This window comes from Microbacterium sp. H83, assembly GCF_001650405.1.
Taxonomy (GTDB): domain Bacteria; phylum Actinomycetota; class Actinomycetes; order Actinomycetales; family Microbacteriaceae; genus Microbacterium.
Genome location: NZ_LWCU01000034.1, coordinates 1 through 25890, shown reverse-complemented (window position 1 = coordinate 25890; position 25890 = coordinate 1). Strand labels below are relative to the sequence as shown.

The following is a 25890-nucleotide window of genomic DNA, read 5'->3' as shown; positions in this document are numbered from 1 at the left end:
GTGCTTACTCGGACTTGTCCTTGACGGCGTCCTCGGCGGCGGCCTCGGCCGCCTCGCCCTCGGCCTGCGACTCGGCGCCGGCCTCGGCCGTGGGAGCCCCGTCTGCAGCGGTCTCCTCGGCGGGAGCCTCGTCTGCGGCGGTCTCCTCGGCGGGAGCCTCCTCGACCGGCTTCTCGGCCTTCTCGGCCTTCGGCGCGGACTTCGCAGCCTTGGTCTTCGGGGTCACGGGCTCGAGGACGAGCTCGATGACGGCCATGGGGGCGTTGTCGCCCTTGCGGTTTCCGACCTTGGTGATGCGGGTGTAGCCGCCGTCGCGGTCAGCGACGAGGGGCGCGATCTCGGTGAACAGGGTGTGCACGACATCCTTGTCACCGATGACCGAGAGGACGCGACGGCGAGCGTGCAGGTCTCCGCGCTTGGCGAAGGTGATCAGACGCTCGGCGAGCGGACGCAGACGCTTGGCCTTGGTCTCGGTCGTCTTGATCGACTTGTGGGTGTACAGAGCCGCCGCGAGGTTGGCAAGCAGCAGGCGCTCGTGGGCGGGGCCGCCTCCGAGGCGGGGACCCTTGGTGGGCTTGGGCATAATCTAACTCCTGGTCAGGAAAGGTCGGGTCAGCTGGCCTCTGCCAGATGACAATCCGGGTGGGTCAGAAGGACTCGTCTTCGCTGCCGCCGTAGAAGTGGGCGCCGTCGAAACCGGGCACCGAATCCTTGAGCGACAGACCGAGCGAGATGAGCTTGTCGCGCACCTCGTCGACCGACTTCTGGCCGAAATTGCGGATGTTCATGAGCTGCGTCTCCGAGAGGGCGACGAGCTCCGACACGGTGTTGATGCCCTCACGCTTCAGGCAGTTGTACGAGCGGACCGACAGGTCGAGGTCCTCGATCGGCATCGACAGCTCGCTGGAGTTCACAGCCTCCACCGGCGCCGGGCCGATCTCGATGCCCTCGGCCTCGACGTTCAGCTCGCGGGCGAGACCGAACAGCTCGGTGAGCGTCTTCGCAGCCGACGCGACGGCGTCGCGGGGGCTGATCGCCGACTTGGTCTCGACGTCGAGGACGAGCTTGTCGAAGTCGGTGCGCTCGCCGGCACGCGTGGCGTCGACGCGGTAGCTGACCTTGAGCACGGGCGAGTAGATCGAGTCGATCGGGATCTGACCGGCCTCGGCGTACTCGTTGCGGTTCTGCGTCGCCGAGACGTAGCCACGGCCACGCTCGATCGTCAGCTCCAGCTCGAACTTCGCGGTCTCGTTGAGGGTCGCGATGACGAGCTCGGGGTTGTGCACCTCGACACCGGCCGGAGCCGAGATGTCAGCGGCGGTCACTTCGCCGGCACCGGTCTTGCGCAGGTACGCGGTGATGGGCTCGTCGCGCTCGCTCGAGACGACGAGCTGCTTGATGTTGAGGATGATCTCGGTGACATCCTCCTTCACGCCGGGGATGGTGCTGAACTCGTGCAGCACGCCGTCGATGCGAACGCTGGTGACCGCGGCGCCGGGGATCGACGACAGCAGGCTGCGACGCAGCGCGTTGCCGATCGTGTAGCCGAAGCCGGGCTCCAGAGGCTCGATGATGAACCGGCTCCGGTTCTCGACGATCTTTTCCTCGGTCAGTGTGGGACGCTGTGCAATGAGCACTCTGTGTTCCTTTCGATCACATGCCCGCTATATGACATGTGGTGGGGTGAGGTCTTGAGTTGTGGAAGTCCGTGCCCGCTGACGGGCATGCGAGGGATGCCGGAGCATCCCTCGCATGAGCCGTGTCAGACGCGACGACGCTTCGGCGGGCGGCAGCCGTTGTGCGCCTGCGGGGTGACGTCCTGGATCGAGCCGACCTCGAGGCCGGCGGCCTGGAGCGAGCGGATCGCGGTCTCGCGGCCGGAGCCGGGACCCTTCACGAAGACGTCGACCTTCTTGACGCCGTGCTCCTGCGCCTGGCGCGCAGCGGACTCGGCAGCCATACCGGCGGCGTACGGCGTCGACTTGCGGGAGCCCTTGAAGCCCACGCCACCCGACGATGCCCAGCTGATGACGGCGCCGGACGGGTCGGTGATCGAAACGATGGTGTTGTTGAACGTCGACTTGATGTGGGCCTGGCCCAGCGCGATGTTCTTCTTCTCCTTGCGGCGCGGCTTGCGCGCGGCGGCCTTGGGTGCAGCCATGAAAGTGTTCTCCTAGTCCCTAGGGCCGCGCTTAGCGGGCCTTCTTCTTGCCTGCGACGGTGCGCTTCGGGCCCTTGCGGGTACGGGCGTTGGTCTTGGTGCGCTGACCACGGACCGGGAGACCACGACGGTGGCGGATGCCCTCGTAGGAGCCGATCTCGACCTTGCGGCGGATGTCTGCGGCGACCTCGCGGCGAAGGTCACCCTCCACCTTGTAGTTGCCTTCGATGTAGTCGCGGAGGGCGATGAGCTGCTCGTCGCTCAGGTCCTTCACGCGGATGCTCTCATCGATCTCGGTCGCCTTGAGGATCTCGACCGAGCGGGTACGGCCGACGCCGTAGATGTAGGTAAGGGCGATCACCACGCGCTTGTCGCGCGGGATGTCAACGCCGGCAAGACGTGCCATGCGGTTCTCCTGGATGTTGTGGAGGTGTGGAGCAGGATCGGTGCTCGGGCCTCCGCCCCGAGGTGTCCCCCACCGGAGTGGGATCTGATCCTGCCGTGTCGTATTGAGTTATGAGATTGCGAGAGCCGTGCTCACGCAGCGGGGCGATCAGCCCTGGCGCTGCTTGTGACGCGGGTTGCTCTTGCAGATCACCATGACGCGGCCGTGGCGGCGGATCACCTTGCAGTGATCGCAGATCGGCTTGACGCTGGGGTTGACCTTCATGATGTTTCCTGTTCGCTGTCTTCGTACCGCCCCGATGCGGGGCAGGCCGTTACTTCTCGACCGATCAGCGGTAGCGGTAGACGATGCGGCCGCGGGTGAGGTCGTAGGGGCTGAGCTCCACGACCACGCGGTCCTCGGGGATGATGCGGATGTAGTTCTGCCGCATCTTTCCGGAGATCGTTGCCAGGACCTTGTGTCCGTTGGAGAGCTCAACGCGGAACATCGCGTTGGGCAGAGCCTCGGAGATCACGCCCTCGATCTCGATGACACCGTCTTTCTTAGCCATAGCCTCGCTGACGCTTCTGCAGACCGGTCGATCTGCGGTGGGTGATGGGATTGCGGAGCCTCGCCGGTTCAGACACGCCGAACCAAGGCGCAAGGCACCAAGGATCTATGTTAGACGATGCAGGGAGTTCCGGCAACCTGAGCAGGGTGCCGGGACCCCCGTTATGGCGATCGTCAGCTAATCAGGTCCGTGAAGGTCTTGAAGTCCGCCTCGTTCTGCAGATCGAGCCGCGTTCCGTTCACCTCGACGGTGGGCGTGCCGGAGATCTCGTTGCTCTGTGCCTGGGCCTTGCCGAACTTCCGATAGGTCTCATCCGTGATGCACGAGACGGCGTCGTCCGCTCCGACCTGCGTCGCGAACTCTGCGAGCTGCTCGTTCGCCAGGCCCGACGAGTTCTCGGCGGGCTGGTTGTCGAACAGCGCCTTGGCGAAGTCGAGATACACCTCGGGGTTCGACTCTGCGACGCACACCGCGGCGCCCGCCGAACGCGAGGAGTACTCGGTGCCCTGCGAGAAGCGGTCCAGAATCGCGATCGGGTGGTAGGAGAGAGTGATGCGGCCGTCCGCCGAGGCAGTCTCCAGCGCCTCGCCGAACTGCTCTTCGAAGCTCTTGCACACAGGGCACTGGAAGTCGACGAAGACGGACACCTCGTCCTCCCCGTCACCGAAGGAGATCGCTCCGGTCTCCGAGTTGAAGGAGTCGTTCGCCTTCGGCGTGGCCCCCGGATCGTTGGCCCGATTGTTCAGAAGCACGACGACGGTCGCGAGCACGGCGAGCACGACCACGACGGCGGCCGACACCCCGATCACGAACCAGTTGGTGTTGCTCTTCGCGGCTGCCATTGCTTTCCGTTTCTGTCGGGGCGCGCATGACGTCGTGCCCGGCGTGAAGTCTTGGGGGTGCATGCACACCCATGCATCCATTCTGCCGAAAGAAAGCTATGCGCGAGTTGTGACTTGGGATCGCCGCCTGCGCGGCGACGACAGCGGTCGGGAGATCGGCGGTCAGGCGATCGGAGTCGGGGTCACGCCGAAGGGCGCGAGGCCCGCCGCTCCCCCGTCGGGCGCGGTGAGCACCCAGATGCCGCCCTCGTGACGAGCGACGCTGTGCTCCCAGTGGGAGCCGTCGGTGCCGTCGACCGTCGAGACCGTCCAGTCATCGTCCTCGACGAAGGTCTCCTCGCCGCCTGCCGTGACCATCGGCTCGATCGCGAGCACGAGCCCGGGCTTCACCTCCGCGCCCGGGTCGGGGGTGCGATAGTTGAAGACACTCGGCGCCTCGTGCATCTTGCGTCCGATGCCGTGGCCGACGTACTCGCGGAGGATGCCGTAGGGCAGTCCGGACACGGACGACGGGCCCTGGGCCTCGATGTAGCCCTGGATGGCCGCTCCGAGATCGCCGATGTGCGATGCGGTGGCCATCGCGGCGATGCCGGCCCACATCGATCCTTCGGTGACCCGCGACAGCTCCGCGCGCTGCGCGACGAGCTCGGGCCGCGCGTCGTCCGGGACGACGACCGTGATCGCGCTGTCGCCGTTCCAGCCCTGGTACTGCGCACCGCAGTCGATCGACACGATGTCGCCGGCCTGCAGCATCCGCTCGCCGGGGATGCCGTGCACGACCTCCTCGTTGACCGAGATGCAGGTCGTGTGGCGGTAACCTCGCACGAGCTGGAAGTTCGACTCGGCGCCTCGAGCCAGAATCACCCGATTCGCCTCGGCATCCAGCTCGAGCGTCGTGACGCCCGCACGGATCAGCGGTCGCACCGCGTCCAGCGCCGCCGCCGTGATCAGGCCCGGCTCCACCATGGCCCGCAGCTGGGCCGCGCTCTTGTAGATCGACTTGCGGAACATCGCGAGGGGCTCAGGCCGCGAGACGCAGGCCGCGCGCCGCGAGGGCGGCGAACACGCGCTCGGTGATCTCCTCGAGCGAGCCGACGCCGTCGATGCGGTCGACGATGCCGCGCGGTCCGTAGACCTCGAGGATCGGCGCCGTCTCGCGCTCGTAGATGTCGAGGCGATGCGCGATAGCCTCTTCCGTGTCGTCGGAGCGCCCCTGCTCCGCCGCGCGGAGCTTCAGGCGGGCGATGCTCTCCTCACGCGGGACGTCGAGGAGGATCACCGCATCGAGCGACTCGCCGCGGTCGGCGAGGAACGCGTCGAGGTGCGTCACCTGAGCGGCGTTGCGCGGATAGCCGTCGAGCAGAAAGCCCGTGGCGGCGTCGTCCTGCGACAGCCGGTCGCGCACGATCTCGCTCGTCAGTTCGTCGGGGACGAGGTCGCCGCGATCGAGGATCGCCGTGACCTGCTGACCGAGGTCCGTGCCGTCCTTGATGTTGGCCCGGAAGATGTCGCCGGTGGAGACGACGGGGATGCCGTAGGACTCCGCGATGCGGACGCCCTGCGTGCCCTTTCCGGAGCCCTGCGGGCCGACGATGAGAAGACGGGCGGATGCTGTCATCGGAGGAGCCCTTCGTAGTGACGCTGCTGGAGCTGCGCATCGATCTGCTTGACCGTCTCGAGACCGACGCCGACGATGATGAGGATCGAGGCGCCGCCGAACGGGAAGTTCTGATTGGCGCCGACGGTGGCGAGAGCGATCAGCGGGATCAGCGCGATGAGACCGAGGTAGATCGAGCCTGGCAGCGTGATGCGGGTGAGCACGTAGTCGAGGTATTCGGCGGTGGGGCGGCCGGCGCGGATGCCGGGGATGAACCCGCCGTACTTCTTCATGTTGTCGGCGACCTCGACGGGGTTGAAGGTGATCGCCACGTAGAAGTAGGTGAACCCGATGATCAGCAGGAAGTACGCCGCCATGTAGACCGGGTGGTCGCCCGTCGTGAAGTTCGCGCTGATCCAGGTGACCCACGGGGCCGGCTGGGAGCCGTCCTGAGGGGTGTTGAACTGGGCGATGAGCGCCGGGATGTACAGCAGCGACGAGGCGAAGATGACCGGGATCACACCGGCCATGTTCACCTTGATCGGGATGTAGGTGTTGGTTCCGCCGTAGGTGCGACGGCCGACCATGCGCTTCGCGTACTGCACCGGGATCCGGCGCTGCGACTGCTCGACGAACACGACGAGACCCATGACGATGATGCCGACGAGGAGAACGAGGAGGAAGACCTCGAAGCCCTTGCTCTCCCAGATCAGCCACATGGCGCCGGGGAACGTCGCGGCGATCGACGTGAAGATCAGCAGCGACATGCCGTTGCCGATGCCGCGCTCGGTGACGAGCTCGGCGAACCACATGATGAGGCCGGTGCCGGCGGTCATCGCCATGATGATGAGCAGCTGCGCCCACCACACGTCGTTCGTGAGCAGGTTCTGGCAGGCCGCCACGTCGGAGGTGCCGAACAGCTGGCCGCTGCGGGCCACCGTCACGAGGGTGGTCGACTGCAGCAGCGCGAGGGCGATGGTGAGGTACCGCGTGTACTGGGTGAGCTTGGCCTGACCGGCCTGGCCCTCCTTGTGCAGCGCCTCGAAGTGCGGGATGACGACGCGGAGGAGCTGCGTGATGATCGTCGCCGTGATGTACGGCATGACACCGAGCGCGAAGATCGACAGCTGCAGGAGGGCGCCGCCGGAGAAGAGGTTGACGAGCCCGAGGAGTCCTTCGGTGCCCGAGTTCAGGGCGAGGCACTGCTCGACGTTCGGGAAGTTCACGAACGGAGCCGGGACGTTGGAGCCGAGTCGGTAGATGGCGACGATGGCCAGGGTGAAACCGATCTTCCGACGCAGGTCGGGCGTGCGGAAGATCCGCGCGATGGCGCTAAACAAGGGACGTGCCTCCTGAAAAGGTTGCCGATCCCTGAAGGACGGCTGAAAGAACAGGCTAACCCATAAGAGGGGTCGGAGAATCTCCGACCCCTCTCATGCAGTGGTTACTTGACGGATCCGCCAGCCGCCACGATCTTCTGCTCGGCAGAACCCGAGACCTTGTCGACCGCGACGGTGAGCTTCACGGCGATGTCGCCGTTTCCGAGAACCTTGACCTTCTCGTTCTTGCGAACGGCCCCCTTGGCCACCAGGTCGCTCACGGTGACGTCGCCGCCCGCGGGGTAGAGCTCCGCGAGCTTCTCCAGGTTCACGACCTGGTACTCGACGCGGAACGGGTTCTTGAACCCGCGCAGCTTCGGGGTGCGCATGTGCAGCGGCATCTGCCCACCCTCGAAGCCGACGCGAACGGTGTTGCGAGCCTTGGTGCCCTTGGTTCCGCGACCGGCCGTCTTGCCCTTGGAGCCCTCACCGCGACCGACACGGGTCTTCGCGGTGTTGGATCCGGGGACCGGACGCAGGTGGTGGACCTTCAGCACGCCGGGGCGGGATGCCGGGGCATCCTTCGCCGGAGCCTTCTTGGCAGCGGGCTTCTTGGCAGGAGCCTCGGCCTTGGAATCGGCCGCAGCGGCCGACGCCTTCTTGGCCGCGGGCTTCTTCTCGGCGGCAGCCTTGGGAGCGGCAGCCTTCTTCGGGGCCTTCTCAGCCTCGACGGCTTCGTTCTTCTCAGCCATTAGTCGATCTCCTCAACCTTGACGAGGTGGGCGACGGTCTTGACGTAACCGCGCGTCTGCGCGTCGTCGGGGCGAACGGTGCTGTCACCGATGCGCTTGAGACCGAGGCTGCGCAGCGTGTCGCGCTGGTTCTGCTTCTCGCTCACCTTGGACTTGATCTGCGTGACCTTCAGGCGCGCAGCCATCAGGCACCTACCTTCTGTGCGGCGATGGCGTCAGCCTCCGCACGGACGAGACGCGCGGGGGCGACCTGGTCGAACTCGAGGCCACGGCGTGCGGCGACCGCACGGGGCTCCTCGAGCTGCTTCAGGGCGGTCACCGTCGCGTGCACGATGTTGATCGTGTTCGACGAGCCGAGCGACTTCGACAGCACGTCGTGGATGCCGGCGCACTCGAGCACGGCGCGGACCGGACCACCGGCGATGACACCGGTACCGGCAGCGGCCGGACGCAGCAGGACGACGCCCGCGGCGGCCTCACCCTGCACGGGGTGCGGGATGGTGCTGCCGACGCGCGGCACGCGGAAGAAGTTCCGCTTGGCCTCTTCGACACCCTTCGAGATCGCCAGGGGGACCTCACGGGCCTTGCCGTAGCCGACGCCCACCAGTCCGTTGCCGTCGCCGACGACCACGAGAGCGGTGAAGCTGAAGCGACGACCACCCTTCACGACCTTCGAGACGCGGTTGATGGTGACGACGCGCTCCAGGAACTGGTTGTCGCCACGGTCGCGCGAGTTGCGGTCGCGCCCACCCTGGTTGCGGTCACCACGGCCGCCGCGGCGGCCGTCGCGCTGATCGCGAGACGGCTCTGCCTGCGTGGTGCCGGCAGCAGTCTCGGAAGTGGCAGCAGCCGCTTCGGTCACTTCGTTCTCCTTGTTGTCACTCACAGTGCCAGACCCCCTTCGCGGGCGCCGTCGGCGATGGCGGCGACACGACCCGCGTAGCGGTTGCCGCCACGGTCGAACACTGCCTCGGAAACGCCTGCGGCCTTCGCGCGCTCAGCGAGAAGCTCGCCGACCTTGCGGGCCTTGGCGGTCTTGTCACCCTCGAGCGAGCGCAGGTCGGTCTCGAGCGTCGAAGCCGACGCGACGGTGTGACCCTTGCTGTCGTCGACCAGCTGCACGAAGACGTGGCGGGCCGAGCGGTTGACGACGAGGCGCGGACGAGCCTCGGTGCCGACGACCTTCTTGCGAAGGCGGGCGTGACGACGCGCGCGGGCGTCAGACTTTGACTTGAGAGCCATGGTTACTTACCACTCTTTCCGGCCTTGCGACGCACGACCTCGCCGGCGTAGCGCACGCCCTTGCCCTTGTACGGCTCGGGCTTGCGGATCTTGCGGATGTTCGCAGCTGCCTCGCCGACAGCCTGCTTGTCGATACCGCTGACGGTGAGCTTGTTGTTGCCCTCGACCGTGAGCGTGATACCGGCGGGCGGGTCGATGAGGACCGGGTGCGAGAAGCCGAGGGCGAACTCGACCGAGCTGCCCTTCTGAGCCACGCGGTAACCGGTGCCGACGACCTCGAGACCCTTGGTGTAGCCCTGGGTCACGCCGATGATGTTGTTGCTGATGAGCGTGCGGGTCAGGCCGTGAAGCGACCGGGACTCGCGCTCGTCGTCGGGACGGGTGACCAGAACCTGGTTCTCCTCGACCGCGACCTCGATGGGGCTGGCGACCGTCAGGGTGAGCTCACCCTTGGGGCCCTTCACCGCGACCTCACGGCCGTCGACCGAAACGGTCACGCCCGCGGGAACGTCGATGGGAAGTCGTCCAATACGCGACATTTTCGATTACCACACGTAGGCGAGAACTTCTCCGCCCACGCCCTTCTGCTCTGCCTGACGGTCGGTGAGAAGACCGGAGGAGGTGGACAGGATGGCCACGCCGAGGCCGCCGAGGACCCTGGGGAGCTCCGTGGACTTCGCGTACACGCGGAGGCCGGGCTTCGACACGCGCTTGATGCCCGCGATGGAGCGCTCACGGTTGGGGCCGTACTTCAGCTGCAGCGTGAGGTTCTTGCCCACGCGCGCGTCGGAGGTCTCCCAGCCGGCGATGTAGCCCTCCTGCTGGAGGATCTCGGCGATGTGCGTCTTGAGCTTGCTCGACGGCAGGGTCACGGAGTCGTGGTGCGCCGAGTTCGCGTTGCGCAGACGGGTCAGCAGATCTGCGACCGGGTCTGTCATTGTCATTGGTGTTTTCCTTTGTTCATGAGGTTCCGGCTGCCGTTACACGACAGACGGCCTGCGATGAGCACGCAATCTTCGATTGTACGTGCAATTCGACGGGCCCAGTGACCGGTGGCCGCTGAGCCCGTCGAAAGTGCTACGCCTGGGCGTCGTCCGCCCGGAACGGGAAGCCGAGGTGACGCAGCAGAGCGCGACCCTCGTCATCCGTCTTCGCGGTGGTGACGACGGTGATGTCGAAACCGCGAACCCGGTCGATCTTGTCCTGGTCGATCTCGTGGAACACGCTCTGCTCCTGGAGACCGAAGGTGTAGTTGCCGTTGCCGTCGAACTGCTTGCCCGAGAGTCCGCGGAAGTCGCGGATACGGGGCAGTGCGAGCGAGACCAGACGGTCCACGAACTCCCACGCGCGGTCACCGCGGAGGGTGACGTGCGCGCCGATGGCCTGCCCCTCGCGCAGCTTGAACTGCGCGATGGACTTGCGGGCCTTCGTGACGATCGGCTTCTGGCCGGTGATCTTGGTGAGGTCGTCGACCGCGCCATCGATCACCTTGCTGTCGCGAGCTGCCTCGCCGACACCGGTGTTCACGACGACCTTGACCAGTCCGGGGATCTGCATGACGTTCTTGTAGCCGAACTCGTCCTGCAGGGCCTTCTTGATCTCGGAGTTGTACTTCGCCTTCAGGCGGGGCTGCACCTTGACAGCCTCCGCAGCGTCAGTAGCTGCCATCAGAGGTCCTTACCGCTCTTCTTCGCGTAGCGCACGCGGACGGTGCGCTTGACGCCGTCCTTGGTCTGCTCCTCGACCCGGTGGCCGACCTTGGTCGGCTTCTTGGTCGAGGGGTCGACGAGTGCGACGTTCGAGATGTGGATGGACGCCTCGACAGTCTCGAGGCCGCCCGTCTTGGTGCCACGCTGCGTCTGTCCGACGCGCGTGTGCTTGGTGACGTAGTTCACGCCTTCGACGATGACGCGGTTCTTCTCGGCGAGGACCTCGAGGACCTTGCCCTGCTTGCCGCGGTCGCCGCCGCGCTCCTGCGTCGCTCCGGTGATGACCTGGACCAGGTCACCCTTCTTGATCTTCGCCATGATTAGATGACCTCCGGCGCCAGCGAGACGATCTTCATGAACTTCTTGTCACGAAGCTCACGACCGACCGGCCCGAAGATGCGGGTGCCGCGGGGCTCCCCGTCGTTCTTCAGGATGACGGCTGCGTTCTCGTCGAACTTGATGTACGAGCCGTCGGGACGGCGCGTGGACTTGACCGTGCGGACGATGACCGCCTTGACGACGTCGCCCTTCTTGACGTTTCCGCCCGGGATCGCGTCCTTGACGGTCGCGACGATGGTGTCACCGAGGCCGGCGTAACGACGACGCGAGCCGCCGAGCACACGGATGGTGAGCAGTTCCTTCGCGCCGGTGTTGTCGGCGACCTTGAGGCGGGACTCCTGCTGAATCACTTGGCCTTCTCCAGAATCTCCACCAGACGCCAGCGCTTCGTGGCGCTCAGCGGGCGGGTCTCGTTGATCAGGACGAGGTCGCCGATGCCGGCGGAGTTCGCCTCATCGTGCGCCTTGACCTTCGAGGTGCGGCGGATGACCTTGCCGTAAAGCGGGTGCTTCACGCGGTCCTCGACCTCGACCACGATGGTCTTGTCCATCTTGTCGCTGACGACGTAGCCACGACGCGCCTTGCGGTAGCCACGGGCATCCGCATCGCGGACGTCGTGTGCGGCGTGCTCAGCCTCGACGGCGGCTTCCTTCTTGGTGGCCATCACTCAGCCTCTTCCTTCACGGCGTCGTCAGCGGCATCCGCCTTCTTCGCCTTCGACTTGGTCGCCTTCTTGGCCGGAGCCTCGACGGGAGCGGGCGTCGCACGGATGCCCAGCTCGCGCTCGCGGATCACGGTGTACAGGCGCGCGATGTCGCGCTTGACGGCGCGGATGCGGCCGTGGCTCTCCAGCTGGCCGGTGGCCGACTGGAAACGGAGGTTGAACAGCTCCTCCTTGGCCTTGCGCAGCTCCTCAACGAGGCGCTGGTCTTCGAACGTGTCGAGCTCTGCCGGAGCGAGCTCCTTGGTGCCGATCGCCATTACGCGTCGCCCTCCTCGCGCTTGATGATGCGTGCCTTGAGCGGCAGCTTGTGGATTGCTCGGGTGAGGGCCTCGCGTGCGAGCTCCTCGTTCACGCCCGCGACCTCGAAGAGGACGCGACCCGGCTTGACGTTGGCGACCCACCACTCGGGGGAACCCTTACCGGAACCCATTCGGGTCTCGGCCGGCTTCTTGGTGAGCGGACGGTCGGGGTAGATGTTGATCCACACCTTTCCACCACGCTTGATGTGACGCGTCATCGCGATACGAGCGGACTCGATCTGACGGTTGGTCACGTACGCGGGGGTGAGGGCCTGGATGCCGAACTCGCCGAAGGAGACCTTCGTGCCGCCGGTGGCCTGGCCATCACGCTTGGGGTGGTGCTGCTTGCGGTACTTGACCTTGCGGGGAATAAGCATCAGGCAGACGCTCCTTCTGCGACGGGAGCCTCGTTGCGCGGCGCGCGGCGGCGGTCGCCACCACGGTCGTCACGACGGGACTTCGGTGCGTTGGCCTGCTCGCGAGCAAGCTCCTTGTTGGTCAGGTCGCCCTTGTAGATCCAGACCTTCACGCCGATGCGGCCGAAGGTGGTCTTCGCCTCGTAGAAGCCGTAGTCGATGTTCGCGCGCAGCGTGTGCAGCGGCACACGACCCTCGCGGTAGAACTCGGAACGGCTCATCTCGGCGCCGCCGAGGCGGCCGGAGACCTGGATGCGGATGCCCTTGGCACCGGCGCGCTGCGCGCCCTGGAGACCCTTGCGCATCGCACGGCGGAACGCCACGCGAGCAGACAGCTGCTCGGCGATGCCCTGCGCGACGAGCTGAGCGTCGGCCTCGGGGTTCTTGACCTCGAGGATGTTCAGCTGGATCTGCTTGCCGGTGAGCTTCTCGAGGTCGCCGCGGATGCGCTCGGCCTCTGCACCACGACGACCGATCACGATGCCCGGGCGGGCGGTGTGGATGTCGACGCGGACGCGGTCACGGGTGCGCTCGATCTCGATGTTCGAGACGCCGGCGCGGTCGAGCTGCGTCTGCAGCAGACGACGGATCTTGATGTCCTCGGCGACGTAGTCGGCGTAACGCTGGCCGGCCTTCGTCGAGTCCGAGAACCAGCGCGACACGTGGTCCGTGGTGATGCCGAGACGGAAGCCGTACGGGTTTACCTTCTGTCCCATTACTTGCTCGCCTTCTTGTTGCTGTCGCCCGTGGCGGCCGGAGCCGCCTCAGGCGTCGAGAGCACGACCGTGATGTGGCTCGTGCGCTTCTTGATCTGGAAAGCGCGACCCTGTGCACGGGGCTGGAAACGCTTGAGCGTCGTGCCCTCGTCCACGTACGCGCTCTTCACGTACAGGTCCTGCTCGTCGAGGTACTCGCCGTCACGATCCGCCTTGACCTGCGCGTTGGCCATGGCCGACGCGACAAGCTTGTAGATCGGCTCACTGGCGCTCTGCTGTGCGAACTTCAGGATCGCCAGAGCCTCCTGGGCCTGCTTGCCCTTGATGAGCGCGACGACACGACGAGCCTTCTGAGGGGTCACGCGGATGTGTCGCACGCGTGCGATGGACTCCACCATTTCTCTCTCCTCTATCGCCCCCGCGTCAGCGGCGGCGGCCCTTCTTGTCGTCCTTCTCGTGGCCGCGGAAGGTGCGGGTGGGCGCGAACTCGCCCAGCTTGTGGCCGACCATGGTCTCGGACACAAACACGGGGATGTGCTTGCGACCGTCGTGGACCGCGATCGTGTGACCCAGCATGGCCGGGATGATCATGGACCGGCGGGACCAGGTCTTGATGACGTTCTTCGTGCCGGCTTCGTTCTGCACGACCACCTTGCGAAGCAGGTGCTCGTCGACGAAGGGGCCCTTCTTAAGACTGCGAGGCATCTTCTCTTACTCCTACTTGCGCTTCTTGCCGGCGTTACGACGACGCACGATGTACTTGTCGCTTTCCTTGTTGGCGTGACGGGTGCGACCCTCAGCCTGACCCCACGGGGAGACGGGGTGACGTCCACCGGACGTCTTGCCCTCTCCACCACCGTGCGGGTGGTCGACCGGGTTCATCGCGACACCGCGGACGGTCGGGCGGACGCCCTTCCAGCGCATGCGGCCGGCCTTGCCCCAGTTGATGTTCGACTGCTCGGCGTTTCCGACCTCGCCGATGGTCGCGCGGCAGCGCGCATCGACGTTGCGGATCTCACCGGAGGGCAGACGCAGCTGGGCGAAGTTGCCGTCCTTGGCGACGAGACGGACGGATGCACCGGCCGAACGCGCCATCTTCGCACCGCCGCCGGGGCGGAGCTCGATCGCGTGGATGACGGTACCCGTCGGGATGTTCTTCAGCGGGAGGTTGTTGCCCGGCTTGATGTCGGCGCCTGCACCCGACTCGACGACGTCGCCCTGCTTGAGCTTCGCCGGCGCGAGGATGTAGCGCTTCTCGCCGTCGAAGTAGTGCAGCAGCGCGATGCGAGCCGTGCGGTTGGGGTCGTACTCGATGTGAGCGACCTTGGCGTCCACGCCGTCCTTGTCATTGCGACGGAAGTCGATGACGCGGTACTGGCGCTTGTGGCCACCACCGATGTGGCGGGTCGTGATGCGGCCCTGGTTGTTGCGACCACCGGTCTTCGAGAGCGGGCGCAGCAGCGACTTCTCCGGCGTCGATCGGGTGATCTCGGCGAAGTCAGCCACCGACGAGCCGCGACGGCCCGGGGTCGTGGGCTTGTACTTGCGAATAGCCATGATTGTCCTTTATCCCCCGGATCAGCCGATTGCCGTGAAGATGTCGATGGTGCCCGACTTCAGGGTCACGATGGCGCGCTTGGTGTCCTTGCGCTTGCCGGTGCCGAAGCGGGTGCGGCGTGCCTTGCCGACGCGGTTGAGGGTGTTGACCCCTGCGACCTTGACGCCGAAGATCTTCTCGATGGCGAGCTTGATCTCGGTCTTCGAAGCGCGCGGGTCCACGAGGAAGGTGTACTTACCCTCGTCGATGAGACCGTAGCTCTTCTCGGACACGACCGGCTTCAGGATGATGTCGCGCGGGTCCTTGTTCAGGGCCGTCTGGAGAACAGATGCCTGCTCGCTCATGCGGAGACCTCCTGGTTGACGCCGGACTTCGAGGCGATGAACGCCTCGAGAGCGGCCTGGGTGAAGACGATGTCGTCGGAGACGAGAACGTCGTAGGCGTTGAGCTGGTCGAACGTCAGCACGTGGACGTGGCCGAGGTTGCGGATGCTCTTGAGCGCGAGCTCGTCGCCGCGCTCGATGACCACGAGCACGTTCTTCGACGTCGCGACCTGGGCGAGGAAGCCCGCCGCGGCCTTGGTCGAGGGCGCGCCCTCGGTGCCGAACGTGTCGATGGCGTGCAGGCGGTCGCCGCGGAAGCGGTCGCTCAGCGCGCCCAGCAGGGCGGCGGCGATCATCTTCTTGGGCGTGCGCTGCGAGTAGTCGCGCGGCTTCGGGCCGTGCACGATTCCACCACCGGTCATGTGCGGCGCGCGGATCGAGCCCTGACGGGCGTTACCCGTGCCCTTCTGCTTGAAGGGCTTGCGGCCTGCACCCGAGACCTCACCGCGACGCTTGGTCGAGTGCGTTCCCTGGCGAGCCGCCGCGAGCTGCGCGACGACGACCTGGTGGATGAGCGGGATGTTCGTCTTGACGTCGAACAGAGCGGCGGGAAGCTCGACGGAGCCTGCCTTCTTGCCGTCTGCCTTGAGGACGTCGAGCGCGAGAGTGGAGTCAGCCATGATCAGGCACCCTTCACTGCGTTGCGGACGTAGACGATGCGGCCACGAGCACCGGGGACGGCGCCCTTGACGAGCAGCAGACCCTTCTCGATGTCGACGGCGTGCACCGTGAGGTTGAGGACGGTCACGCGCTCGCCACCCATACGGCCGGCCATGCGCATGCCCTTGAAGACGCGGCTCGGGGTCGACGATGCGCCGATGGAGCCGGGCTTGCGGTGGTTGCGGTGTGCACCGTGCGATGCCGAGACGCCCTTGAAGTTGTGGCGCTTCATGACACCGGCGAAGCCCTTGCCCTTGCTCGTGCCGACGACGTCGACGAGCTGGCCGGCCTCGAACGTGCCGTCGACCGTGAGCTCCTGGCCCAGCGAGTAGTCGCCGGCGTCCGCGGTGCGGATCTCGGTGACGTGACGACGCGGCGTGACGCCTGCGGCCTCGAAGTGGGCGCTGAGCGGCTTGTTCACCTTGCGCGGGTCGATCTGGCCGTACGCGATCTGCACGGCGTTGTAGCCGTCCTTCTCGGGGGTGCGGATCTGCGTGACCACGTTCGGAGCGAGCTCGATGACGGTGACGGGAACGAGCTTGCCGTTCTCGTTCCACACCTGGGTCATGCCGAGCTTGGTGCCCAGCATGCCCTTGGAAATCTTTGCGTTGATGTCAACCATGTCCGACCTCAGAGCTTGATCTCGATGTTGACGTCAGCCGGCAGGTCGAGACGCATCAGCGAGTCGACGGCCTTGGGCGTCGGGTCGACGATGTCGATCAGACGCTTGTGGGTGCGCATCTCGAAGTGCTCGCGGCTGTCCTTGTACTTGTGCGGCGACCGGATGACGCACACGACGTTCTTCTCGGTCGGAAGGGGCACGGGTCCGACGACGGTCGCGCCCGCACGGGTCACGGTGTCGACGATCTTGCGTGCGGACGTGTCGATGACCTCGTGGTCATACGACTTCAGGCGAATGCGGATCTTCTGTCCCGCCATTGTCTGCTCTCTCTCTTTAAGCGTCTTACCGTCCTGGGCCGGGTGACCCTGGGGCATTGGACGCACGTCGGCGCTGTTCGCGCCTCGGCACTCGAACGGCTCTCGCGAGTCGATCTGCTGCACCACTGTTCTGCTGTCATTCCGCACGCCCTGCGGCGAGTGGATGCCCGACCTCCGCCACGCACGGCGAAGCCCTCGTGATGAAGATGTCGGGGTGGTCCTGCCACCCGCGGCCTAGGTCCCTGCGCTTCTGCGCCGCCTATGCACTGCCCTGGTGGTGATCCGGCACACGCTGAGCGCGCCGGAATGTCGAACCTGTCTATTCTGCCACGGCCGATTTCACTTGCGCAAACCCGGGCGTGTCGCGACGGCTGAGCATCCGCTGTGCGTCCACGCGCAGCCCTCTTGCGGGGCCGCGTCGTCGCGGATCAGGAGGTCGGTGAGAACGGGGCGAGGCATCCCCATGCCTCGCCCCGCTTGGGGAGGGCGTTCAGTGCGAGGGGGCACACCGAACGCGAGGAGTCCGGCGTGAAGGGACGCCGGCATCCTCGACCGAGGGCGCGGCGGAATGACCGCCGCGCAGGCGGGAAGACGCTCAGGCGCACAGAGTGCGCGCGACGCACGATGATCCCCAAAATCGCTTCCCCAGTTTGACGCGGCGAACCGCGATGCTCGGGATGCCGAACCCCTTCGACATCCCTGACCGCAAGATCCCCAGGCGGTCATCGACCAGTCTAGGGGAAAGGTCCCGCGAAACGCGATACCGCGATCAGGAATACCGGGTTTCTCTTCGACGCCGGGTCTGCACGGAGAAGCGGCGGCCCCTCCCCCCGGAGGAACCGCCGCTCGTCCGTCCGCGACTACTCGTTGCCGACGGCCTTGTCGGCCTGATCGCGGATCTCGTCGATCTTGTCCGCAGCGCCGGGCGCGATCTTCTTGGCGAAGTCGGCGACGCCGTCGAGCACCTTGTCGCTGATGTCCTCGGCCTGCTCGCTCTTGACCGCCTCGGCGATCTTGTCCTTGTTCTGCTCGTACAGATCCTTGCCCTTGTTGACGACGTTGCCGACGTTCTCCTCGATACCCATGAGGGCCCCCTTTTTCTGCGGTGGATGCGGCGGATCCCCGACGCACGTACATTCTGCACGAGCGGATGCGCGGACGGTAGTGCGCGGACGTCCGCCGTCTCGGACGCCCCGGGTACGACGAAGGGGCCGGACCCGAAGGCCCGACCCCTGTGCCGCAAGCAGATGCTTACTTGATGATCTTCGTGACCGTACCGGCGCCGACGGTGCGTCCACCCTCACGGATGGCGAAGCCGAGGCCCTCCTCCATGGCGATCGGCTGGATCAGCTCGACCGTCATGTCGGTGGTGTCGCCGGGCATGACCATCTCGGTGCCCTCGGGCAGCGAGATGACGCCGGTGACGTCGGTGGTGCGGAAGTAGAACTGCGGGCGGTAGTTCGTGTAGAACGGGTTGTGACGGCCACCCTCGTCCTTCGACAGGATGTACGCGGTGCCCTCGAAGTCGGTGTGCGGCGTGACCGAACCCGGCTTGACGATGACCTGACCGCGCTCGACGTCCTCACGCTTGGTGCCGCGGAGCAGCAGACCACAGTTCTCGCCGGCCCAGGCCTCGTCGAGCTGCTTGTGGAACATCTCGATACCCGTGACCGTGGTCTTGACGGTCGGACGGAGTCCGACGATCTCGACCTCGGAGTTGATGGCCAGCGTGCCACGCTCGGCGCGGCCGGTGACGACGGTTCCACGACCGGTGATCGTGAAGACGTCCTCGACGGGCATCAGGAACGGCTTGTCGCGGTCACGCTCGGGGTCCGGCACGCTGTCGTCGACGGCCTGCATGAGCTCGAGGATCTTCTCGGTCCACTTCTCGTCGCCCTCGAGCGCCTTGAGCGCCGAGACCTGCACGACGGGAGCGTTGTCGCCGTCGAAGCCCTGGCTCGAGAGCAGCTCGCGAACCTCGAGCTCGACGAGCTCCAGGATCTCCTCGTCGTCGACCATGTCGCTCTTGTTCAGGGCGACGAGCAGGTACGGCACGCCGACCTGCTTGGCGAGCAGCACGTGCTCACGCGTCTGAGCCATGGGGCCGTCGGTGGCCGCCACGACGAGGATCGCGCCGTCCATCTGCGCAGCACCCGTGATCATGTTCTTGACGTAGTCGGCGTGGCCGGGGGCGTCAACGTGTGCGTAGTGGCGCTTCGGGGTCTCGTACTCGATGTGCGAGATGTTGATGGTGATACCACGCTGGCGCTCTTCCGGCGCCGAGTCGATGGAAGCGAAGTCGCGCTGCACGTTGGTGTCGGACGGGTACTTGTCAGCAAGCACCTTCGAGATCGCTGCGGAGAGCGTGGTCTTGCCGTGGTCGACGTGACCGATCGTTCCGATGTTGACGTGCGGCTTGGTCCGCTCGAACTTGGCCTTAGCCACTTGGTCCTCCTCAGGACGTCGTGTAGAGGTGTCCGGGCACTGGATTGCGACCGGATCTCTACGGGTTAGGTTCTCAGTTTAGTAGAGAGGGAATGTGAAGTTGTAGGTGACCTGGGAGCCGGGCCGGAACCCGGCTCCCAGAAGTCGTTACTCGCCGCCCTGGTGCTTCTGGACGATCTCGTCGGCCACGGCGCGAGGCACCTCAGCGTAGCTGTTGAACTCCATCGAGTAGACCGCGCGGCCCGAGGTCTTCGAGCGCAGGTCGCCGATGTAGCCGAACATCTCGGACAGCGGGACGTGCGCGCGGACGACCTTGACGCCGGCGGCGTCCTCCATCGACTGGATCTGGCCACGACGCGAGTTCAGGTCGCCGATGACGTCGCCCATGTACTCCTCGGGGGTACGGACCTCGACGGCCATGAGCGGCTCGAGCAGCACGGGGTTCGCGCGGCGCAGGGCCTCCTTGAAGCCCATGGAGCCCGCGATCTTGAACGCCATCTCCGAGGAGTCGACGTCGTGCGCCGCACCGTCGACGATGGTCGCCTTGACGCCCACGATCGGGTAGCCGGCGAGCACGCCGACGTTCATCGCGTCCTGGAAACCGGCGTCGATCGAGGGGATGTACTCGCGCGGGATGCGACCACCGGTGACGGCGTTCACGAACTCGTACGTCTTCTCGTCGTCCAGATCGAGGGGCTCGATGTTGAACTGGATCTTGGCGAACTGGCCCGATCCACCCGTCTGCTTCTTGTGGGTGTAGTCGTGCTTCTCGACGGCCTTGCGGATCGTCTCGCGGTACGCGACCTGCGGCTTTCCGACGTTGGCCTCGACGTTGAACTCGCGCTTCATGCGGTCCACGAGGATGTCGAGGTGCAGCTCGCCCATGCCCTTGATGGTCGTCTGACCGGTCTCGGGGTTGAGCTCCGTGCGGAAGGTCGGGTCCTCTTCGGCGAGCTTCTGGATGGCGACACCCAGCTTCTCCTGGTCGGCCTTCGTCTTCGGCTCGATCGCGACCTCGATGACGGGCTCCGGGAAGGTCATCGACTCGAGGACGACGGGCGATGCCGGGTCGGTCAGGGTGTCACCGGTGGTGGTGTCCTTGAGGCCGATGACGGCGTAGATGTTGCCGGCGGTGACCGCGGGGACCGGGATCTCCTTGTTGGCGTGCATCTGGAAGATCTTCCCGATGCGCTCCTTCTTGCCCTTGGTCGAGTTCACGACCTGGGCGCCGGAGTCGAGCTGGCCCGAGTAGACGCGCACGTAGGTGAGGCGACCGAAGAACGGGTGAACGGCGACCTTGAACGCCAGGGCTGCGAACGGGTCCTTCGCGTCGGGGTGACGCTCGATGATCGTGTCGTAGTCCTTGGGGTCGTGCGCCTGGATCGAGCCCACGTCGAGCGGGTTCGGCAGGAAGTCGACGACCGCGTCGAGCATCGGCTGGACGCCGCGGTTCTTGAACGCGGAGCCGCAGAGCACGGGGTAGATCTCGGAAGCCACGGTGAGCTTGCGGATCGCGCCCTTGATCTCGGCGACCGTGAGCTCCTCGCCGCCGAAGAACTTCTCGAGCAGCGCGTCGTCGGTCTCGGCGACGGTCTCGAGGAGCTGCTGACGGTACTCGTCGGCCTTGTCCTTGAGATCGGCCGGGATCTCCTGGATCTCGTACGAGGCGCCCATGGTCACATCACCCTTGGCGTCACCCGCCCAGACCAGTGCGCGCATCTCGATGAGGTCGACGACGCCGATGAAGTCGTTCTCGGCACCGATCGGGAGCTGGATGACCAGCGGCTTGGCGCCGAGGCGGTTGATGATGGTGTCGACGGTGAAGTAGAAGTCCGCGCCGAGCTTGTCCATCTTGTTGACGAAGCAGATGCGGGGGACGTTGTACTTGTCGGCCTGGCGCCAGACGGTCTCGGACTGGGGCTCGACGCCCTCCTTGCCGTCGAAGACGGCGACCGCACCGTCGAGCACGCGGAGCGAGCGCTCCACCTCGACCGTGAAGTCCACGTGGCCGGGGGTGTCGATGATGTTGATCTGGTTCTTGTTCCAGTAGCAGGTCACGGCGGCGGACGTGATCGTGATGCCGCGCTCCTTCTCCTGCTCCATCCAGTCGGTGGTCGATGCACCGTCGTGCGTCTCGCCGAGCTTGTGGTTGACGCCCGTGTAGAACAGGATGCGCTCGGTCGTGGTGGTCTTGCCAGCATCGATGTGAGCCATGATGCCGATGTTCCGAACCTTGCTCAGGTCGGTGAGCACGTCTTGTGCCACAGGAGTGTCCTTATCTTTTCATGCAGTCGTACTGCGAAGAGGGGGTGCCCGCCTCCGGCGAGTGGCCGGAGGCGGGCGAAGCTGTTACCAGCGGTAGTGAGCGAACGCGCGGTTCGACTCGGCCATCTTGTGAGTGTCCTCACGACGCTTCACAGCGGCGCCGAGACCGTTCGACGCGTCGAGGATCTCGTTCTGGAGACGCTCGGTCATCGTCTTCTCGCGACGACCCTTGGCGTAGCTGACGAGCCAGCGCAGCGCGAGGGTGTTGGCGCGGTGCGGCTTGACCTCGACCGGCACCTGGTAGGTCGAGCCACCGACGCGGCGGCTCTTGACCTCGAGAGTCGGGCGCACGTTGTCGAGCGCCTTCTTCAGCGTGGCGACGGCGTCCTGGCCGCCGTTCTTCGCCTCGACGCCCTTGAGGGCGTTGTAGACGATCGACTCGGCGAGCGACTTCTTGCCGTCGACCAGGATCTTGTTGACCAGCTGGCTGACGATCGGAGCGCCGTATACCGGGTCGTTGACGACGGGACGCTTCGGGGCGGGACCCTTACGAGGCATTGGACTCAGCCCTTCTTCGCGCCGTAGCGGCTGCGAGCCTGCTTACGGTTCTTGACGGCCTGGGTGTCCAGGGCGCCACGGACGATCTTGTAGCGGACACCGGGGAGGTCCTTGACACGACCACCGCGCACGAGCACCAGCGAGTGCTCCTGCAGGTTGTGGCCCTCACCGGGGATGTACGCGGTGACCTCGGTGCCGTTGCGGAGCTTCACACGGGCGACCTTGCGCATCGCCGAGTTCGGCTTCTTCGGGGTGGTGGTGTAGACGCGGGTGCAGACCCCGGCCTGCTGCGGGTTCGACTTCAGGGCGGGTGCCTTGGTCTTGGTGACCTTGGGCGAGCGACCCTTGCGAACCAACTGCTGAATGGTTGGCACGTTCTCTCCTCATAGTGCTGCACGGTGACAGCGTGATGGATTCACATCATGACCCACCGGCACGCCGGAACCGACGAGCTTTTGGTGTGGTGGGTATGCCGTGGGGGCGGACCGGCTATGGAGCCGACGCCCAGCGCGCACGCGAAGACGTGCACACACCTGATCAAGTGTAATGCCGCGTAACGTGGCGGTCAAATGGGGTCGGGGTCACCGGAGGTCCCTGATCCGCGCCGCGACGGACCCCGCCTCCCCCGTGCGACGCTCGGCCGTCACGGCGATGATGAGCAGCACCGCCCCCATCACCGCGAGGGTGATCCACCAGGGCATGGATTCGATGCCGCGGCCGATCTGCACGGAGAACACGAAGACGTTCTCGATCGGGAGCACCACCAGGCCGATCAGGAACGGGGCCGCCAGACGGCCGCGGGATCCGACGAGGAGCGCGGCGAGCGCGAGCACCATGACGAGGATCGCCCGCCAGGTGAGCGGATCGGTGAAGGTCGAGACGATCGACGCGATCATCATCGTGACGAGCCCCGGAGCGAGCAGCGCCCACGAGCCGCTCCACCGGCCGGGCCAGCTGTCGAGCGTCCCGCGGGTCCTCGTCGTCACCGCACCGGCATCCGTCGCCCCGCGCATCCCGATCGCCCCGGCCAGCAGCAGCATCGCCCCGAGCGGAAGGGAGAACCACTCGACGCGGAGGTCGCGCGGGCTCCAGGCCACGATCGCCGTCGCGAACGCGATCGCGAAGAGGACCCACACCGGCGGCAGCGCCGTGGGTCCCCGGCGCTGCCGTGCGGCGGTCACCGCCATCAGCACCAGGTATCCGAGCATCAGACTCCACATCGCCCAGATCGAGAACCAGTCGCGCTCGATGGCGCACCAGCTGCCGGCCGCGAGCGCCAGCGCCGCCGGGGCCGCAAGCCAGCGCGACGTGCGCAGCCGGGACGCCTCGGGCACCGCGCCGCGTGCGCCCTCGCCCGCGACGAGGAGCGCCGCGGCGCCGAGAGCGCTGATCCCGACGCAGGCGAGGAGGAGGCCGGCGCCGGAGAGGGACGGGGCGTCCAGGCCGAGCCCCCAGCGCACGCCCTGCACCGTGCCCGCGAGTGCCGCGAGGCCCGCCCCCAGCAGGGTGGGGAGGCGCAGGACGCGGAGCCTGCGCATCCGCGGACCGGCGTGGCGACGTACGACGGCCTCCAGCGCGAGCAGCATCCACGCGCCGGCGAGCAGACCGGTGACCCGCCACGCGCCGACCCCGGCTCCCGCGTCGCCGCTGCGCGACACGGCGACGACCGCGAGCAGGGGCGCGATCGCGATCAGCAGGCCGGCCGCGTACAGGCCGGTCGCCCGCCCGCCCCGCAGGGTCAGCGCGACCGCCACGGCCGCCGCGCCCAGCGTCGGGGGCAGCAGGTACGCCTCGAGCAGCTGGACGCCGGCGAGGCCCCAGACGCACCAGAGCGCTCCCGTGAAGGCCGCGCCGGCGACGCCCCAGGCGTAGCGTCGGGACGCGAACACGGCCGCAGCCACGGCGCCGAGACCGAGGATCAGCAGGACGAGGAACGTCGTGCCGAGTCCGGCGGCCTCACGAGCGAGAGCCAGCCCCGTCGCGATCGCCCCCGTGACGAGCGCCGAGCCCTCGATCGCCAGGCGTGCCGCGTCGGCGGATGCGAGCGGAAGGCCACGCCGCGCCAGCGCCGTGCGGATCAGCGCCGTCGACGGCAGGACCAGCGCCACGAGCACCGCGATGAGCGGCAGCACGACGGGAGAGCCGCTCGATGAGAGGAGCTGCGCGCCCAGGCAGACGATCACGACCGCGACCGTCGGCACGAGCAGTCCCGCGGCGAGGGTGCGGACCGCCGTCGTCAGCCCGGGTCGACGCGTCAGCACGAGCGTCAGAGCGAGGACCGACATCAGTCCGGTGGAGAGCGCGGTCCATCCGCTCCGCTCCACGACCACCTGCAGCACCCCGATGCCGAACGGCACCGCGGAGACCACGAGCACGGCCTGCCAGGCCCGCGCGCCGATCCGCGGCGTGTAGGTCGCCGCGATCGCGACCAGCAGGCCGGCCGACGCCGTGAGGCTCAGTCGAGCGATCGCCCCCAGCCCGGCCTGCTCCGCTCCCGCGTTCTCGAGCGCCGTCGCCAGCAGGACCAGCCCGTACGCGAAACCGGCGCCGACATGCAGGAAGCGCCACCGGACGGAGGTCGCGGCGGCCAGCGCGCCGAGAGCGAGCAGGATCCCGACCCCGGAGAGCGGGACGGTCTCGGCATCGCGCCACGAGATCATCACCGCGCACGCCAGCGCCAGGTGCGCGGAGATCACGAGGATGACGCGGACTCCCGCCGCGGAGACGCCGAGGGCTCCGGTCCGCAGGAGCGCGGCGACCGCGACGACCGACACCGCGAGGACGACGACCGCCCACGGGAGGGGCAGCAGCGGTCCGCACCCCACGACCAGCACCGCGACCACCGCGAGACACAGCGAGATGCGCGCGGTGGCCAGGGCGAGCGGGCGGATGCCGTCGCGTCGGCGCGCCAGTGCGCTGAACCCCGCGAGGCCGGCCGCGAGGGCCAGCAGGCCGAAGGGGACGCTCCACCCCGGCATCCCGAGGACGGAGCCGCCGGACCCTCCGCGGAGGAAGTCCCCCACCGTGGCGACCCCGGTCATGGCGGCCGGGGCGAGCACGAGGAGGGTCGGCCCGGCGAGGACGGCGAGCGCGCCGCCGGCGACGACTCCCCGGGGCACCGCGCGCGGAAGCGGGACGACGGCGCCCACGAGGACCAGCGCGAGGGCCGCGGCGGCGGGGACGATCGCGAACACCCACGAGCTGCCGGCGGGCCACGCTGTCATTCCGGCGTAGGCGGCGACGATCACCGCGACGGAGCCCACCGCGCCGACGCCGAACGCCCACACCCTCGACAGGAGGCGCCTCGCCGCGACCACGGCGTGCAGGGCGACGAGAGCGAGGAGCGCGCTCACGGTCAGCAGATACTGCACGCCGTCGAACGCCTCGACGCGCCAGACGAGCATGAGGGCCACGACGGCCGCGCCGAGCTGCACGACGGTGAGCGTGATCCGCTCGACCTTCGGGACGGGGATCGCCTCGACGATCGCGGTGCCGGCGGCAGCGACGCCGATCGCGCCGAGCGCACCCGTGAGTCCGGTGCCGCCCGCGGTGCCGAGCATTGCGGGGACGAGCGCCAGCGCGAGTGCACCGGTCCACTGCCAGATGCGGATGCCGCGACGGCCGCCGGCCCGCAGCATCACGGCACCGGCGGCGACGGTCGCGACCGCGGCGGTGAGCCACGGGTCGATGCCCGGCGCCGCGAGCTGGGCGATCGCGTGGATGTCGAGCGCCCCGAACACCAGGCCGAGGCCGCCGACGGCCTCGGCGGAGAAGCGCAGTCCGCGGCGGGACAGCATCCACGCGCCTCCCAGGAACACCACCGTGACGAGTCCGACGATCACGCTGCGCAGCGCGCGGTCCGCGAGATCCGGATTGAAGTAGGTGAACACGATCGCGGCGACCGCGAAGAGCGCCGCGCCCGCCGTGGCGAGCACCGACTGCAGCGTCGCGCTCCCCTGCGGGTCGCCCTCGACGGCGTTCCTGCCGGAGGACGCGGGCGGGGAGGGCGG

36 protein-coding genes are annotated in these 25890 nt (G+C 67.1%); all 36 read right to left on the bottom strand.

The genetic code is table 11. The features are described from left to right. Positions 1 to 4 precede the first annotated feature (4 nt). Positions 5 to 583 carry a 50S ribosomal protein L17 gene (rplQ, locus tag A4X16_RS12840; RefSeq protein ID WP_067121135.1) on the bottom strand — a complete coding sequence of 193 codons (579 nt, stop codon included), beginning with the start codon at positions 581 to 583 and terminating at the stop codon, positions 5 to 7. A 64-nt stretch (positions 584 to 647) separates the two neighbouring features. Continuing rightward, positions 648 to 1637 (bottom strand): DNA-directed RNA polymerase subunit alpha, encoded by a 990-nt coding sequence (locus A4X16_RS12835; protein WP_067121133.1) that lies wholly within the window; start codon positions 1635 to 1637, stop codon positions 648 to 650. Positions 1638 to 1762: 125 nt separating this feature from the next. Continuing rightward, positions 1763 to 2161: a 30S ribosomal protein S11 gene (rpsK, locus tag A4X16_RS12830; RefSeq protein WP_045249905.1), complete on the bottom strand. Its 399-nt coding sequence runs from the start codon at positions 2159 to 2161 to the stop codon at positions 1763 to 1765. Positions 2162 to 2192: 31 nt separating this feature from the next. Next, a complete protein-coding gene (gene rpsM, locus A4X16_RS12825) occupies positions 2193 to 2567 on the bottom strand; it encodes a 30S ribosomal protein S13 (RefSeq protein ID WP_067121131.1) in 375 nt (124 codons plus the stop codon). 147 nt (positions 2568 to 2714) lie between these two features. Further along, positions 2715 to 2831, bottom strand: a complete 117-nt coding sequence (gene rpmJ, locus A4X16_RS12820; RefSeq protein ID WP_005050492.1) for a 50S ribosomal protein L36 — start codon at positions 2829 to 2831, stop codon at positions 2715 to 2717. A gap of 64 nt (positions 2832 to 2895) precedes the next feature. After that, positions 2896 to 3117: a translation initiation factor IF-1 gene (gene infA / locus A4X16_RS12815; protein WP_017201569.1), complete on the bottom strand. Its 222-nt coding sequence runs from the start codon at positions 3115 to 3117 to the stop codon at positions 2896 to 2898. A 173-nt stretch (positions 3118 to 3290) separates the two neighbouring features. Further along, a complete protein-coding gene (locus tag A4X16_RS12810) occupies positions 3291 to 3959 on the bottom strand; it encodes a DsbA family protein (protein ID WP_067121129.1) in 669 nt (222 codons plus the stop codon). A 162-nt stretch (positions 3960 to 4121) separates the two neighbouring features. Beyond that, on the bottom strand, positions 4122 to 4970 hold the full coding sequence (gene map, locus A4X16_RS12805; RefSeq protein WP_067121127.1) for a type I methionyl aminopeptidase: 849 nt from the start codon (positions 4968 to 4970) through the stop codon (positions 4122 to 4124). Between the two features lie 10 nt (positions 4971 to 4980). Continuing rightward, positions 4981 to 5577: an adenylate kinase gene (locus A4X16_RS12800; RefSeq protein ID WP_067121125.1), complete on the bottom strand. Its 597-nt coding sequence runs from the start codon at positions 5575 to 5577 to the stop codon at positions 4981 to 4983. Next, complete coding sequence (secY, locus tag A4X16_RS12795) at positions 5574 to 6896, bottom strand: preprotein translocase subunit SecY (RefSeq protein WP_067121123.1); 1323 nt, start codon at positions 6894 to 6896, stop codon at positions 5574 to 5576. Before secY ends, A4X16_RS12800 begins: the two co-directional genes overlap by 4 nt. A 104-nt stretch (positions 6897 to 7000) precedes the next feature. Next, positions 7001 to 7627: a 50S ribosomal protein L15 gene (rplO, locus tag A4X16_RS12790; RefSeq protein ID WP_082914454.1), complete on the bottom strand. Its 627-nt coding sequence runs from the start codon at positions 7625 to 7627 to the stop codon at positions 7001 to 7003. Beyond that, complete coding sequence (rpmD, locus tag A4X16_RS12785; RefSeq protein ID WP_067121122.1) at positions 7627 to 7812, bottom strand: 50S ribosomal protein L30; 186 nt, start codon at positions 7810 to 7812, stop codon at positions 7627 to 7629. Before rpmD ends, rplO begins: the two co-directional genes overlap by 1 nt. After that, positions 7812 to 8489: a 30S ribosomal protein S5 gene (gene rpsE / locus A4X16_RS12780; RefSeq protein WP_269454908.1), complete on the bottom strand. Its 678-nt coding sequence runs from the start codon at positions 8487 to 8489 to the stop codon at positions 7812 to 7814. The genes rpmD and rpsE overlap by 1 nt, the downstream gene beginning before the upstream one ends. A gap of 20 nt (positions 8490 to 8509) precedes the next feature. Beyond that, a complete protein-coding gene (gene rplR / locus A4X16_RS12775; RefSeq protein ID WP_017201578.1) occupies positions 8510 to 8869 on the bottom strand; it encodes a 50S ribosomal protein L18 in 360 nt (119 codons plus the stop codon). Positions 8870 to 8871: 2 nt separating this feature from the next. Beyond that, positions 8872 to 9408, bottom strand: a complete 537-nt coding sequence (gene rplF / locus A4X16_RS12770) for a 50S ribosomal protein L6 (protein WP_067121120.1) — start codon at positions 9406 to 9408, stop codon at positions 8872 to 8874. A gap of 6 nt (positions 9409 to 9414) precedes the next feature. Beyond that, positions 9415 to 9813 (bottom strand): 30S ribosomal protein S8, encoded by a 399-nt coding sequence (gene rpsH, locus A4X16_RS12765; protein ID WP_067121118.1) that lies wholly within the window; start codon positions 9811 to 9813, stop codon positions 9415 to 9417. A 133-nt stretch (positions 9814 to 9946) separates the two neighbouring features. Continuing rightward, entirely contained in the window at positions 9947 to 10537 is a 591-nt protein-coding gene (rplE, locus tag A4X16_RS12760) for a 50S ribosomal protein L5 (protein ID WP_067121116.1), read from the bottom strand. Then, positions 10537 to 10896: a 50S ribosomal protein L24 gene (gene rplX / locus A4X16_RS12755; protein WP_067121114.1), complete on the bottom strand. Its 360-nt coding sequence runs from the start codon at positions 10894 to 10896 to the stop codon at positions 10537 to 10539. Before rplX ends, rplE begins: the two co-directional genes overlap by 1 nt. A gap of 2 nt (positions 10897 to 10898) precedes the next feature. After that, complete coding sequence (gene rplN, locus A4X16_RS12750; RefSeq protein WP_053097479.1) at positions 10899 to 11267, bottom strand: 50S ribosomal protein L14; 369 nt, start codon at positions 11265 to 11267, stop codon at positions 10899 to 10901. Further along, positions 11264 to 11581, bottom strand: a complete 318-nt coding sequence (gene rpsQ, locus A4X16_RS12745; RefSeq protein ID WP_025102400.1) for a 30S ribosomal protein S17 — start codon at positions 11579 to 11581, stop codon at positions 11264 to 11266. The genes rplN and rpsQ overlap by 4 nt, the downstream gene beginning before the upstream one ends. Next, complete coding sequence (gene rpmC, locus A4X16_RS18425) at positions 11581 to 11898, bottom strand: 50S ribosomal protein L29 (protein WP_067121112.1); 318 nt, start codon at positions 11896 to 11898, stop codon at positions 11581 to 11583. The genes rpsQ and rpmC overlap by 1 nt, the downstream gene beginning before the upstream one ends. Continuing rightward, positions 11898 to 12317, bottom strand: a complete 420-nt coding sequence (gene rplP / locus A4X16_RS12735; protein ID WP_045275476.1) for a 50S ribosomal protein L16 — start codon at positions 12315 to 12317, stop codon at positions 11898 to 11900. The genes rpmC and rplP overlap by 1 nt, the downstream gene beginning before the upstream one ends. Next, positions 12317 to 13072, bottom strand: coding sequence for a 30S ribosomal protein S3 (gene rpsC, locus A4X16_RS12730; RefSeq protein ID WP_067121109.1), 756 nt, complete (start codon positions 13070 to 13072; stop codon positions 12317 to 12319). Before rpsC ends, rplP begins: the two co-directional genes overlap by 1 nt. Beyond that, positions 13072 to 13470, bottom strand: coding sequence for a 50S ribosomal protein L22 (gene rplV / locus A4X16_RS12725; protein ID WP_067121107.1), 399 nt, complete (start codon positions 13468 to 13470; stop codon positions 13072 to 13074). Before rplV ends, rpsC begins: the two co-directional genes overlap by 1 nt. A 25-nt stretch (positions 13471 to 13495) precedes the next feature. Further along, positions 13496 to 13777: a 30S ribosomal protein S19 gene (gene rpsS / locus A4X16_RS12720; RefSeq protein ID WP_017201589.1), complete on the bottom strand. Its 282-nt coding sequence runs from the start codon at positions 13775 to 13777 to the stop codon at positions 13496 to 13498. Between the two features lie 12 nt (positions 13778 to 13789). Then, the gene (gene rplB / locus A4X16_RS12715) at positions 13790 to 14629 is read right to left on the bottom strand and encodes a 50S ribosomal protein L2 (protein ID WP_067121105.1); all 840 of its coding nucleotides are present in this window, start codon (positions 14627 to 14629) and stop codon (positions 13790 to 13792) included. 21 nt (positions 14630 to 14650) lie between these two features. After that, complete coding sequence (rplW, locus tag A4X16_RS12710; RefSeq protein WP_017829206.1) at positions 14651 to 14974, bottom strand: 50S ribosomal protein L23; 324 nt, start codon at positions 14972 to 14974, stop codon at positions 14651 to 14653. Continuing rightward, positions 14971 to 15633, bottom strand: coding sequence for a 50S ribosomal protein L4 (gene rplD / locus A4X16_RS12705; RefSeq protein ID WP_067121102.1), 663 nt, complete (start codon positions 15631 to 15633; stop codon positions 14971 to 14973). Before rplD ends, rplW begins: the two co-directional genes overlap by 4 nt. A gap of 2 nt (positions 15634 to 15635) precedes the next feature. Beyond that, entirely contained in the window at positions 15636 to 16295 is a 660-nt protein-coding gene (gene rplC / locus A4X16_RS12700) for a 50S ribosomal protein L3 (protein ID WP_067121101.1), read from the bottom strand. A gap of 8 nt (positions 16296 to 16303) precedes the next feature. Continuing rightward, entirely contained in the window at positions 16304 to 16612 is a 309-nt protein-coding gene (gene rpsJ / locus A4X16_RS12695; protein WP_017201594.1) for a 30S ribosomal protein S10, read from the bottom strand. 860 nt (positions 16613 to 17472) lie between these two features. After that, positions 17473 to 17697 (bottom strand): hypothetical protein, encoded by a 225-nt coding sequence (locus A4X16_RS12690; RefSeq protein ID WP_067121098.1) that lies wholly within the window; start codon positions 17695 to 17697, stop codon positions 17473 to 17475. Between the two features lie 166 nt (positions 17698 to 17863). After that, positions 17864 to 19057: an elongation factor Tu gene (tuf, locus tag A4X16_RS12685; RefSeq protein WP_067121096.1), complete on the bottom strand. Its 1194-nt coding sequence runs from the start codon at positions 19055 to 19057 to the stop codon at positions 17864 to 17866. 147 nt (positions 19058 to 19204) lie between these two features. Further along, entirely contained in the window at positions 19205 to 21322 is a 2118-nt protein-coding gene (gene fusA, locus A4X16_RS12680; RefSeq protein WP_067121094.1) for an elongation factor G, read from the bottom strand. An 84-nt stretch (positions 21323 to 21406) separates the two neighbouring features. Beyond that, positions 21407 to 21880, bottom strand: a complete 474-nt coding sequence (rpsG, locus tag A4X16_RS12675; RefSeq protein ID WP_045256225.1) for a 30S ribosomal protein S7 — start codon at positions 21878 to 21880, stop codon at positions 21407 to 21409. 5 nt (positions 21881 to 21885) lie between these two features. Further along, positions 21886 to 22254, bottom strand: coding sequence for a 30S ribosomal protein S12 (gene rpsL / locus A4X16_RS12670; RefSeq protein WP_017201609.1), 369 nt, complete (start codon positions 22252 to 22254; stop codon positions 21886 to 21888). Positions 22255 to 22461: 207 nt separating this feature from the next. Continuing rightward, positions 22462 to 25890: SCO7613 C-terminal domain-containing membrane protein (locus A4X16_RS18115; protein WP_067121092.1), on the bottom strand; the 3429-nt coding region annotated here is incomplete at its 5' end.